This window comes from Streptomyces graminilatus (assembly GCF_001418565.1).
GTDB classification, from domain to species: Bacteria; Actinomycetota; Actinomycetes; order Streptomycetales; family Streptomycetaceae; genus Streptomyces; species Streptomyces graminilatus.
In genome coordinates this window covers 1-11,425 of record NZ_LIQQ01000188.1, presented here as the reverse complement: position 1 = coordinate 11,425, position 11,425 = coordinate 1, and the positions used below count along the sequence as shown (strand labels likewise).

11 protein-coding genes are annotated in these 11,425 nt (G+C 70.2%); all 11 read left to right on the top strand.

Annotated elements, in window-relative coordinates; all coding sequences use genetic code 11:
• The first annotated feature begins 59 nt into the window (after positions 1 to 59).
• On the top strand, positions 60 to 1,166 hold the full coding sequence (locus tag AOK08_RS17360) for an ABC transporter substrate-binding protein (protein ID WP_055526570.1): 1,107 nt from the start codon (positions 60 to 62) through the stop codon (positions 1,164 to 1,166).
• Complete coding sequence (locus tag AOK08_RS17355; protein WP_055526565.1) at positions 1,159 to 2,310, top strand: ABC transporter ATP-binding protein; 1,152 nt, start codon at positions 1,159 to 1,161, stop codon at positions 2,308 to 2,310. Before AOK08_RS17360 ends, AOK08_RS17355 begins: the two co-directional genes overlap by 8 nt.
• 1 nt (position 2,311) lies before the next feature.
• The gene (locus AOK08_RS17350; protein ID WP_055526564.1) at positions 2,312 to 3,244 is read left to right on the top strand and encodes an ABC transporter permease; all 933 of its coding nucleotides are present in this window, start codon (positions 2,312 to 2,314) and stop codon (positions 3,242 to 3,244) included.
• A complete protein-coding gene (locus tag AOK08_RS17345; protein WP_055526562.1) occupies positions 3,241 to 4,107 on the top strand; it encodes an ABC transporter permease in 867 nt (288 codons plus the stop codon). The genes AOK08_RS17350 and AOK08_RS17345 overlap by 4 nt, the downstream gene beginning before the upstream one ends.
• Complete coding sequence (locus AOK08_RS17340; protein WP_055526561.1) at positions 4,104 to 5,495, top strand: aminotransferase class III-fold pyridoxal phosphate-dependent enzyme; 1,392 nt, start codon at positions 4,104 to 4,106, stop codon at positions 5,493 to 5,495. Before AOK08_RS17345 ends, AOK08_RS17340 begins: the two co-directional genes overlap by 4 nt.
• A 30-nt stretch (positions 5,496 to 5,525) precedes the next feature.
• A complete protein-coding gene (locus tag AOK08_RS17335) occupies positions 5,526 to 6,479 on the top strand; it encodes a succinylglutamate desuccinylase/aspartoacylase family protein (RefSeq protein WP_055526559.1) in 954 nt (317 codons plus the stop codon).
• 14 nt (positions 6,480 to 6,493) lie between these two features.
• Complete coding sequence (locus AOK08_RS17330) at positions 6,494 to 7,945, top strand: aldehyde dehydrogenase family protein (protein ID WP_055526557.1); 1,452 nt, start codon at positions 6,494 to 6,496, stop codon at positions 7,943 to 7,945.
• On the top strand, positions 7,942 to 8,880 hold the full coding sequence (locus AOK08_RS17325; RefSeq protein ID WP_055526556.1) for an aldo/keto reductase: 939 nt from the start codon (positions 7,942 to 7,944) through the stop codon (positions 8,878 to 8,880). Before AOK08_RS17330 ends, AOK08_RS17325 begins: the two co-directional genes overlap by 4 nt.
• A 66-nt stretch (positions 8,881 to 8,946) precedes the next feature.
• On the top strand, positions 8,947 to 9,612 hold the full coding sequence (locus AOK08_RS17320; protein ID WP_055526553.1) for a haloacid dehalogenase type II: 666 nt from the start codon (positions 8,947 to 8,949) through the stop codon (positions 9,610 to 9,612).
• 51 nt (positions 9,613 to 9,663) lie between these two features.
• Entirely contained in the window at positions 9,664 to 10,947 is a 1,284-nt protein-coding gene (locus AOK08_RS17315) for an NAD(P)/FAD-dependent oxidoreductase (protein WP_055526551.1), read from the top strand.
• 99 nt (positions 10,948 to 11,046) lie between these two features.
• The coding region (locus AOK08_RS17310; RefSeq protein WP_241826982.1) for a lyase family protein at positions 11,047 to 11,425 on the top strand (379 nt) is incomplete at its 3' end.

Here is an 11,425-nt window from a genome sequence, read left to right as displayed (position 1 = left end):
GCGTACCCCACTCCCCTGCCACCCCTTCCCAGCAGCAGCACCACCCCAGGAGGCACACGATGAGAGATTCCCGGATAGACCGCCGGCTGTTCCTGCGCGGAGTCGGCGGAGTCACGGCGGGTCTCGCCGCCGCGTCCGCCCTGAGTGCCTGTGGCACCGGCAGCAGCCGCAGCACGACCGCAGGCAGCGGCAACAGCTCCAAGACGCTCGTCGTGCGCAACAGCGGTGGCACGTACGGCGACGCCAACCAGAAGGCGGTCTACGACGCGTTCACCAAGGAGACCGGCATCCAGATCAAGGTGGTGAACATCGCCTACGCGCAACTGCTCGCCCAGATCAAGCAGGGCCGCCCGCAGTTCGATGTGATCGACACCTCGATGGCCGACGTGGTGCGCTTCAAGGACGAGGACGCGACCGAGGCGCTCGACTACGACCGGCTGAGGAGCACCAAGAACGCGGGTATCGCCGAGTCGCTGATGATGTCCCACGGCGTCGGCAAGAACTACTGGGCCAGTGTCATGGCGTACCGCACCGACTCCTTCGACGGGAAGAAGCCCGAGAGCTGGGCGGACTTCTGGGACACCAAGGCGTTCAAGGGCAGCCGTGCCCTCCAGGCCCGGGACGCCGACCTGCCCGAACTGGAGTTCGCCCTCCTGGCCGACGGCGTGCCCCTGGACAAGCTGTACCCCCTCGATGTGGAGCGCGCCTTCAAGTCCCTCGACAACATCCAGGGCTCCGTCCGCAAGTACTGGGACACCGGCGCCCTCCCCGGCGTGCTGCTGGGCCGCAAGGAGGTCGTCGCCTCCAGCGTCTGGTACGGCCGTCTCGACGACCTGATCAAGGGGGGCTCGCCGCTCGCGTACCAGTGGAACGGCGCCCGCCGGCAGAGCAACGGGTTCTGTATCCCCAAGGGGGCCGCGAACCGCGACGCCGCCTACCAGCTCGTCGACTTCGCGCTGCGTCCCGAGATCCAGGCCGCCTACGCCGAGGTCTACCCGATGGCCCCGGTGGTGCCCGCCGCCTACAAGAAGCTCTCCCCGGCCGCCGCCGGGAACCTGGCCAGCTCGCCCGAGCACCTGAAGTCCGGGTTCGACCTGGACGTCGAGTGGTGGATCAAGAACGAGGCGGCCGTGACGAAGCGCTGGCAGGAGTGGGTCAATGCCTGAGCTGCGCCTGAAGTCCCAGCACAAGTCGTCCCCGGCGGTCTCCCCGCCGCCGGGGACCGGCACCGGAAAGCCCCTCTCCGTCACGGACCTGCGCAAGACGTACAGCGGCGTGACCGCTGTCGACACGGTCTCGATGGAGATCGCGGGCGGAGAGTTCGTCACCTTCCTGGGGTCCTCCGGTTCCGGCAAGACCACCACCCTGATGATGATCGCCGGCTTCTGCGAGCCCGACTCCGGCAGCATCGTCGTCGGCGGCCGTGACGTGACCCGCCTCGCGCCGCAGAAGCGCGGCCTCGGCTTCGTCTTCCAGCAGTACCTGCTGTTCCCGCACATGTCGGTGTGGGAGAACGTCGCCTTCCCGCTCCAACTGCGGGGTGTGCCCAAGGCGGAGCTGCGCCGCCGGGTGGGCGAGACCCTGGAGATCGCCGGACTCTCCGCCATGGCCCGCCGCCGGCCCCGCGAACTGTCCGGTGGCCAGCAGCAGCGCGTCGCGCTGTGCCGGGCGCTGGTCTACCGGCCGCCGGTGATCCTCATGGACGAGCCGCTCGGCGCCCTGGACAAGAAGCTGCGAGACCAGCTGCAGACCGAGATCAAGCGCATCCAGCAGGAACTCGGCCTGACCGTCATCTATGTGACGCACGACCAGGAGGAGGCGCTGGTCCTGTCCGACCGGATCGCGGTGATGCGGGACGGGCGGATCGACCAGTTCGACACCCCGCGCGAGCTTTTCGAGCGCCCGCGCACCCCGTTCGTCGCCGACTTCCTCGGCGCGGCCAACTTCCTCCCGGGCACCGTCCAGCAGCGGCCCGGTGACGGCGCGCAGACCCTCGTACGGCTGGACACGGGAGGCCTGCTCAAGGCCCGCCCCCAGGCGGGAGCGGAGGGCGCCCGCGTACGGGCCGCGGTGCAGCCCGGCCGGCTCCGGCTGTGTACGCCGGGCGACGGTTTCTGTACCGGGACCGTCGAGACGGTCACCTACGTGGGAACCCTCGTCCGCGTCACCGTCCGCCCGGCGGGCGACGCCGACACCGGCCTCGTACGGCTGGAACTCCCGGCCGGACGGGCCCCCGTCATCGGCGAACAGGTCAGCCTGGCCGCCGACCCCGACGACGTCAGCGTGTTCGCGGTGGAAGGAGGCGGGTGACATGGCCGGATCGGTTCTCGCCCCCGCACCTCCCGCCCCGGGCACCAAGGCTCCCGCGGCCTCCCAGGGGCGGCTGCGCCGCGCGCTGTCCGAGCGGCGCACCCGCTTCGGGCTGCTCAACGCCGCCCCCGTGGTCGTCTATCTGCTGGTGCTGTTCGTCTACCCGATCTTCAGCACCCTGCTCCTCAGCCTCAAGAGCGAGGACGGCGGCTGGACGCTGCACTGGTACGCGGACGCCCTGCAGGGCTCCAACCTGAAGGTTCTCCTCACCACGCTGCGGATCTCCGCCGAGACCTCGCTGCTCAGCCTCGTCATCGGCTTCCTGCTGGCCGCCGCGGTCTCCCGGCTCAAGCCGCTGTGGGCAGGTCTGGTGATGGTCATCGTCATCGTGCCGCACTTCATCAGCGCCCTGGTCCGCACCTACGGCTGGATCATCCTGCTCGGTGAACACGGCGTCATCAACAACGCCCTGACGGACCTGGACGTCCCGGGTGCCCCGTTCCAGATGCTCTACAACGAGCTCGGCGTGGTCATCGGCACCACCTCGGTGATGCTGCCCTACACCGTGCTGCTGCTGTACGCGGTCATGAAGGGCATCGACCGCCGGCTGCCGGCCGCCGCCGCCAGCATGGGCGCGGGCAGGCTGACGATCTTCCGCCGGGTCTACCTGCCGATGGTCGCTCCCGGCCTGGTCAACGCGGGCATCCTGTGCTTCATCCTCTGCCTCGGCTACTACCTCACCCCCGCCCTCATGGGCGGCCCCAAGCAGACCATGGTGGCCGCACTCATCAGCGAGCAGGTCATGAAGCAGAGCCAGTGGAACGGAGCCGCCGCGCTCGGCATCATCCTGCTGCTCCTCACCTTCGCGGGTCTGCTCCTGCTGCGGCTGATCAAGGCCGTGAGCGAGACGGCGAAGAACAGGGGTACGTCATGATCGCGCTGCGTTCCACAGTGACGGGCCGGATCGCCCTGACGGTCCTGTCCACGCTGGTCCTGCTGTTCCTGGCCCTGCCCATCGTCCTCATCGTCGTGACCTCCTTCGGCAGCGACGCGTTCGGGTCCTTCCCGCCGGACTCCTGGACGCTCGGCTGGTACAGGCAACTGTTCGCCGAAGGCAGCAAGTGGCCGGCCGCGCTCTCCCTGAGTGCCCTGGTCGCCTCGCTCACCACCGTGTTCTCGCTCGTCCTGGGCACGACCGCGGCGACCGCCCTGGTGCGCAGCAGGCTGCCGCTGCGCTCAGCCGTCTACGGCCTGGTCCTGGCACCCCTGGTTATCCCCCAGGTCGTCATCGCCCTCGGCCTGTTCCTGCTCTTCGAACCCGCCGCGATGCTCGGCAGTCCGATCGCCATCGCGCTCGGCCACACCGTGCTGGCCGCGCCGATCGCCGTGATGATCCTCATGGCCACCCTGCAGGGCATCGACGAACGGCTGGAGGACGCGGCGGCCAGCATGGGCGCCAGCCGTCTCACCGTCGCCCGGCGCATCACGCTCCCGCTGGCCATGCCCGGGATGATCGCCGCCGCGATCTTCTCCTTCATCACCAGCTTCGACGAGTTCTTCATCTCCATGTTCCTGTCCTCGGTGGACACCACGACCCTGCCCGTCCAGGTGTTCAACGTCCTCCAGTTCGACGTCGACCCGACGGTGACGGCCGTCAGCGCGCTGCTCATCGCGGTCGCCGTCGTGGCGCTCGTCCTGGTCGCCTTGGTGCGCAGGCTCGGCGGCTCCGGCAAACAGGAGGGCCTGCTGCCGACGGAGCCGGCGATGGGACTGTCCACGGGGAGCGAGGCGTCATGACCACCGGCACCCGCGCTCCGGCCGGCGAACTGTCCGCCACCGCGGCCCGGCACCTGCTGCTCCACATGACCCCCAACGGCTCACTGGGCCCGGAGGGCCAGGACCTCCTCGTCATTCGGCGAGGAGAGGGCCCGTACGTCGAGGACGCCGACGGCAGGCGCTACGTCGACGGCCTGTCGGGGCTGTACTGCTGCCAGCTCGGCTACTCCTACGGCCCCGAGTTCGCCGAGGCGGCTCAGAAGCAGTTGCGCGAGCTGTGCTACAGCCCGCTGTGGCTCGGCTCCGCGCACCCGACGGCGATCGAACTCGCCGAGCGGCTGTCCCGGATCGCCCCCGTCGACATCGAGCACACCTTCTTCTCCGGCGGCGGCGCCGAAGCCGTCGAGACCGCCTGGAAGATCGCCCGCCGCTACCACGCCCTGAACGGCGAACCCGGCCGCGTCAAGGCCGTCGCCCGGCGCGGTGCCTACCACGGCCTGACCATCGGGGCCCTGTCCCTCACCGACGACCCCGGCCTGACGGACCCGTACGGCCCGCCGGCGATCGACACCCGGTTCGTGTCGAACACCAGCCGCTTCGGCCTCGCACCGGAGTTCGCCGACGACACCGTCTTCACCGCCCATCTGCTCGCCGAGCTGGAGGCCGAGATCCTGGCCGAGGGCCCGGAGACGATCGCCATGCTGATCGCCGAGCCGGTGCAGAACCGGGGCGGCTGCATCACCCCGCCCCAGGGTTACTGGCAGGGGCTGCGGGCGCTGGCCGACCGGTACGGGTTCCTGCTCGTCGCCGACGAGGTGATCACCGCCTTCGGCCGGGTCGGGGAGTGGTTCGGCGGTGACCTCTACGGGGCCCGCCCGGACATGGTCACCGTCGCCAAGGGCATCACCGCCGGATACGCCCCGATGGGCGCCACCCTGGTGAGCACCAAGGTCACCGATGTCATCAACCGGCCCGGCGCGGTCCTCAACCACGGCTACACCTTCGCCGGGCACCCGCTGAGCGCGGCCATCGCCCTGCGCAACCTGGACATCATGGAGCGGGACCGGATCCTGGAGAACGTCCGCGGCCTCCAGGGCGACCTGGCGAAACGCATGGCGGCCCTCATGGACCTGCCGATCGTCGGCGATGTCCGCGGCACCGGGTTCTTCTACTCCTGCGAACTCGTCGGCGACCTCGACGACGGCGGCTTCAGCGACCGCGCCCGCGCCGATCTGATCGTCGACCTGATCCCGCGCCGGCTGCGCGAGGCCGGCCTGCTGGCCCGCGTCTACAACCGCTCCGCGCCGCTGGTCCAGATCGCGCCCCCGCTGATCAGCGACCGCGCCGTGCTCGACCGTATCGCCGCGATCATCGCGGGCACCCTCGCCGAGGCGTCCACCCGCATCTGATCCAAGTAACACGTATTGGGAAGGAACCACATGTACTCCATCGGTCCGCTGACCGTCGCCCCCGGCGAGCGCGCCCAGGGCCTCATCCCGGTCGGCACCAGCACCTACGGCGTGGAGCTCGGTATTCCGCTGATCGTCGTCAACGGCGTGCAGGACGGCCCGGTCCTGTGTGTGGACGCGGGCGTGCACGGCGACGAGTACGACGGCCAGGAGGCCGTCCGGCGCGCGCTCGCCGAGATCGACCCGGCCACCCTGCGCGGCACCGTCGTCGGCATCCCCTGCATGAACACCCCGGCCTTCGAGGTGGCCGCCCGTGCCAGCGGCATCGACCACCTCAACCTCAACCGCATCTTCCCCGGCGACGCGGAGGGCTCGTACTCCCAGCGCCTGGCCGCCACCTTCGTCGAACAGGTCGTGCCGGCCGTCGACGCTGTGGTCGACCTGCACACCGGCGGTGCCTACGGCGAGATCGCCCCGCTGGTCATCCTCCAGGGCGGTTACGAGGACCTGGCCACGGACCTGGCGCTGGCGGCCGGTCACGAGCTGGTCTGGAAGGGCGGCAAGTGGGGCGGCACGGTCCGCCACCCCGCTCTCGCGGCGGGCAAGCCCGCCATCACCATCGAGGTCGGCGGCGGCACCTACCGCGAGGCCAACGTCGAGACGCACATGAACTCGATCCGCAACGTCCTGCGCGGCCTCGGCATGACCGACGGCGAGGCCGAGCTGCGGGACACCTACACCACCGTCTCCGGCACCTTCGCCCGCTCCGCCGCCGGCGGTTTCTTCGTCGCCCGCGCCGAGCCGGGCGAGAACTGCAAGGAAGGCGACCTGATCGCCACCATCACGGACCACTACGGCAACACGCTGGAAGAAGTCACCGCCCCGCAGGACGGCATCGTGCTCTGGGTCCGCCGGATACGCACGGTCCGCCCCGGCGACGAGGTCGTCATCTTCGGCGAGATCCTGGGAGAGATCCGGCCATGACCGGCGAATTGCGAATGACAGAACTGACAGAACTGCTCATCGACGGCAAGCAGGTTCCCGCCGCCGACGGACGCTCCTTCACCGTCCTCGACCCGTCGAACGGCACGGCCATCGCCCAGGTGGCACTGGCCGGCGAGGCGGACGTGAACCGGGCGGTGGCCGCCGCGCGGGCCGCGTTCACCTCTTCCGAGTGGGCCGGGATGCGCGCCGCCGACCGGGGCCGCATCCTTCACCGGATCGCGGAGGCCATCCGCTACCAGGGCGAACGGCTGGCCCGCCTGGAGAGCCAGGACGTCGGCAAGCCACTGCGTCAGGCCAAGGCCGACGTCGAGGCGGCCGCCCGGTACTTCGAGTTCTACGCGGGCGTCGCCGACAAGGTCGGCGGCTCCACGATCCCCCTCGGGCCCGGCCTGATCGACTACACCGTCCGCGAGCCGATCGGCGTCTCCGGCCAGATCATCCCCTTCAACTACCCTCTGCAGAACACCGCGAGAGGCTCCGCCCCCGCGCTGGCGGCCGGCTGCACCGTGGTGCTCAAGCCGTCGCCGGAGGCACCCCTCACCCCGCTGGAGATCGGCAGGATCGCCCTGGAGTGCGGCCTTCCGCCGGGCGTCCTGAACGTCGTCCCCGGCGACGGCGAGACCGGCGCGGCCCTCGCCGGCCACCCGGACATCGACCAGGTCACCTTCACCGGGTCGGTGCCCACCGGCATCAAGGTCGCCCAGGCCGCCGCCGCCAACGTGGTGCCCTCCGTCACGGAACTCGGCGGCAAGTCGCCGGTCGTCGTCTTCGCCGACGCCGACTTCGACCTGGCGCTCGGCGCCGTCGCCGCCTCCGCGTTCGGCAACGCCGGCCAGACCTGCTCCGCCGGCACCCGGCTGCTGCTCCAGCGCGGCGCCGAGGAGTTCCTGGACAAGCTCGTCGCGCACGTCTCCGCACTGCGCCTCGGCCCGGGGCTCGCCGACCCGGACGTCGGTCCGCTGGTCGCCGCCCGGCAGCGCGACCGGGTCCTGGGCTACCTGGACCTGGCCCGTGAGGAGGGCGCCGTGGCACGGGCCGGTGGCCGCGCGCCGTCCGACCCGGCCCTCGCCGACGGCTACTACGTCGAGCCGACCGTGCTCACCGGCCTGACCAACGACGCCCGGTGCGCCCGCGAGGAGATCTTCGGCCCCGTCGTCACCGTCATCGAGTTCGACGACGCCGACGAGGCCCTCGATATCGCCAACGACAGCCCGTACGGCCTCGCGTCCTACGTCTGGACCCGTGACATCGACAAGGCGATGCGCCTCGCCGCGGGCATCCGGGCCGGCCAGGTCTACGTCAACGCCACCGGCGTCGGCACCGGCGTCGAACTCCCCTTCGGCGGCTACAAGCACAGCGGCTGGGGCCGGGAGAAGGGCCTCGAAGGCCTGGCGAGCTACCTGCAGACGAAGAACGTCTGCATCGGGTTCGGGAACCGGTCATGAGATACCGCCCGCTCGGAGAGCGAGGCCCAACCGTCTCGGTGGTCGGGGTGGGCGGCAACAACTTCGGCGCCCGCCTCGACGAGGACGGCACGAAAGCCGTCGTCCACGCCGCCCTCGACGCGGGAATCACCCTGTTCGACACCGCCGACATGTACGGCGGGTCCGGGCAGCGGGGCGGCTCACGCGGTGACGGGGAACGGCTGCTTGGCGCTGCGCTCAAGGGCAGACGTGACGAGGCCGTACTCGCCACCAAGTTCGGCATGGAAATGGGCCGGGACGCCGACCTGTACGGTCCGCGCGGGGCCCGTGCCTACCTCCGGTACGCGGTCGAGGCGTCACTGCGCCGGCTCGGCACCGACCGGATCGATCTGTACCAGTACCACGAGCCGGACGGCGTGACCCCGCTGGCGGAGACCGTCGCCGCCCTGCGGGAACTGGTGGACGAGGGCAAGATCCGGTACATCGGCTGCTCCAACCTGCCGGCCGACGACCTCACGGACGCCTTCGTGTCGGTCCAGGCCCGCTACCACCTGCTCGACCGCGCCGTGGAGAAGGACCTCGTCCCCGCCTGCGTCCGCCACGGCGTCGGCCTCCTGCCCTACTACCCGCTGGCCAACGGCCTGCTCAGCGGAAAGTACCGGCGCGGTGAGCAGCCCCCGCCCGGCAGCCGGCTGTCCTGGCGCCAGGGCTGGCTCACCGACGCGGCCCTCGACAAGGCCGAGGCCCTCACCGCGTACGGCGCCGAACGAGGACTCACCCTCCTCCAGGTCGCCGTGGGCGCACTGGCAGCGCTCCCCGCCGTCGGCTCCGTCATCTGCGGCGCCATGACCCCAGAACAGGTCACCGCCAACGCGGCGGCGGCCCACTGGACCCCCGACCCGGCCGACCTGGCCGCACTCGACGCGATCGTCACCCCCGGCGAACGCGTCGTCTGAAGCCCCACCCTTTGATGCCCCACCCCCCTGGAAAATCCTGAAACCCGCGAAACCGAGGCGAACACCATGCGAGAGATCGTCACCTTCGACGCCTATGCGACCCTGATCAACTTCGAGCTCGGCCCCACGACCCTGAAGGTCATCGAGGACCGGCTGGACCTGGACAACCTGGACGTCGACGAGTTCCTCGACGACTTCCGCGTCATGCGGTTCCAGGCCGTCCTGGAGGCCTACCGCCCGTACCACGAGATCCTGCACTCCAGCCTGCGCAACGCCATGCGCCTGCACGGCCTGGAGTACCGCGAATCCGACGGTGACGCCCTCGTCGAGGCCGTCCCCACCTTCGGTCCCTTCCCGGAGGTCCCGGACGCACTGCGGCAGCTGAAGACCCGGTACGAGATCGCCATCATCTCCAACAGCGACGACAACCTGATCGCGCGCAACGTGGAGAACATCGGGGTCGAGTTCGACTACGTCATCACCGCCCAGCAGGCCGGCGCCTACAAGCCGGACCGTCAGACCTTCGAGTACGCCTACAAGACCATGGGCGTCGAGCCGTCGCAGGTCATCCACACCGCCCAGGGCTGGGAGTACGACCACATCCCGACCCGCGACCTCGGCCTGAAGCGCCGGGTGTGGATCAACCGCTACGGCCGCCCCGGCAGCGCCGACTACCAGCCGTACGACGAACTGCCCGACCTGTCGGGCCTGCCGGCGCTGCTCGGCTGCTGACGCGACGGCGCACCGGCGAACAGACCGAGAACACAAGCGAGGACGCACGCCATGAAGCAGATCCCCTACTGGCTGGACACAGCTCCCACCCTGCCCGACCGATCCGGCAAAGACCTGCCCGAGGAAGCGGACGTGGTGGTGATCGGCGGCGGCCTCACCGGCCTGTCCACCGCCTACCACACCGCCCGCAAGGGCGCCCGGGTCGTCCTCGTCGAGAAGGACAAGGTCGGCTCGGGCGCCTCCGGACGCAACGGCAGCATGTGCACCCAGGGCATCACCATCAGCCCCGCCGAGGCCCGCAAGCGCTACGGCCAGGACCGCGCACTCGAGCTGTACAACGCCTTCCGCGAGGCGGTCGACGTCGTCGAGGACCTCACGCGGAAGGAACAGATCGACTGCGACTTCAACCGCTCCGGGCGCCTCGGCCTGGTCTGCAAGCCCCACCATTTCAAGGGCCTGGAGGCCAAGCAGCGCGACCTGGCCGAGAACTTCGGCCACGAGACGATCGTCCTGAGCAAGAGCGAACTGCGGGCCGAGCTGGGCTCGGACTACTACCACGGCGCCCTGCTCGACCCACTCAGCGCGGGCCTGCACGTGGGCAAGTTCGTCGGGGGCCTGGCAGACGCCGCCGAGCGGGCCGGCGCCGAGATCCACGAACGCAACGCCGCCACCGGCCTCACCCGCCTCCCCAGCGGCGACTTCGTCGTGGAGACCATGCACGGCACCATCCGTGCCAAGCAGGTCATGGCGGCGACGGACGCCTACACCGACAAGTCGATGCCGTGGTTCCGGAAACGGCTGATCAACGTCGGCAGCTTCATCATCGTCACCGAGCCGCTGGGGGAGGCGCGCGCCAAGGAGCTCATCCCGAACGGCCGCCTGATGGTCGCCCACAAGAATGTCGGCCACTACGTCCGCCTCACCCCGGACAACCGCCTCGCCTTCGGCGGCCGGGCCCGCTTCGCCCCCTCCAACCCGGCCTCCGACGTCAAGAGCGGCGACATCCTCAAGCGGGAGATGACCGAGATCTTCCCGCAGCTGGCCGGGGTGCGGATCGACTACGTCTGGGGCGGCATGGTCGGCATGTCCTGGGACCGCATTCCGCACGCGGGAGAGGTCAACGGCCTGTACTACTCCATGGGTTACTGCGGCCACGGTGTCCAGATGGCCGCGTACATGGGCCGGGCCGTGGCCGAGATGATGGACGGAAGGCCGGAGGCCAACCCGATGCGCGGCTTCGGCTTCCCGAAGGTGCCCGTCCCCTTCTACAACGGCACCCCCTGGTTCCTGCCCTTCGGCGGCGCCTACTACAAGGCGAAGGACCGGCTGCTCTGACAGGCGCCGAGACCGGTGACCTCCACGGGGGCCTCCCGCGCAGCCGCGCGAGAGGCCCCCGTCCTCACAACGCCCCTCCGAGAAAAGGCCCGTACTCCCATGACCTCCGCCGCAGCCACCCGCAGCGAACACGATCTGCTCGGCGACCGTGACGTCCCCGCCGACGCGTACTGGGGTGTCCACACCCTGCGTGCCACGGAGAACTTCCCGATCACCGGTATGACCATCTCCGCCTACCCCCACCTCATCGACGCCCTCGCCGCCGTCAAGGAGGCCGCCGCCCTCGCCAACGAGGAACTCGGGCTGCTGGAGCCGAAGAAGGCCGCCGCGATCGTCGAGGCGTGCCGGGAGATCCGGCACGGCAAACTGCACGACCAGTTCGTGGTGGACGTGGTGCAGGTCGGGGCCGGCACCTCCCCCAACATGAACGCCACCGAGGTCGTCGCCCACCGGGCGCTGGAGCTGCTGGGCCACGCCA

Coding starts and splice junctions, on each gene's coding strand:
- AOK08_RS17360 (WP_055526570.1), top strand. CDS start 60: ATGAGAGATTCCCGGATAGACCGCCGGCTGTTCCTGCGCGGAGTCGGC.
- AOK08_RS17355 (WP_055526565.1), top strand. CDS start 1,159: ATGCCTGAGCTGCGCCTGAAGTCCCAGCACAAGTCGTCCCCGGCGGTC.
- AOK08_RS17350 (WP_055526564.1), top strand. CDS start 2,312: ATGGCCGGATCGGTTCTCGCCCCCGCACCTCCCGCCCCGGGCACCAAG.
- AOK08_RS17345 (WP_055526562.1), top strand. CDS start 3,241: ATGATCGCGCTGCGTTCCACAGTGACGGGCCGGATCGCCCTGACGGTC.
- AOK08_RS17340 (WP_055526561.1), top strand. CDS start 4,104: ATGACCACCGGCACCCGCGCTCCGGCCGGCGAACTGTCCGCCACCGCG.
- AOK08_RS17335 (WP_055526559.1), top strand. CDS start 5,526: ATGTACTCCATCGGTCCGCTGACCGTCGCCCCCGGCGAGCGCGCCCAG.
- AOK08_RS17330 (WP_055526557.1), top strand. CDS start 6,494: ATGACAGAACTGACAGAACTGCTCATCGACGGCAAGCAGGTTCCCGCC.
- AOK08_RS17325 (WP_055526556.1), top strand. CDS start 7,942: ATGAGATACCGCCCGCTCGGAGAGCGAGGCCCAACCGTCTCGGTGGTC.
- AOK08_RS17320 (WP_055526553.1), top strand. CDS start 8,947: ATGCGAGAGATCGTCACCTTCGACGCCTATGCGACCCTGATCAACTTC.
- AOK08_RS17315 (WP_055526551.1), top strand. CDS start 9,664: ATGAAGCAGATCCCCTACTGGCTGGACACAGCTCCCACCCTGCCCGAC.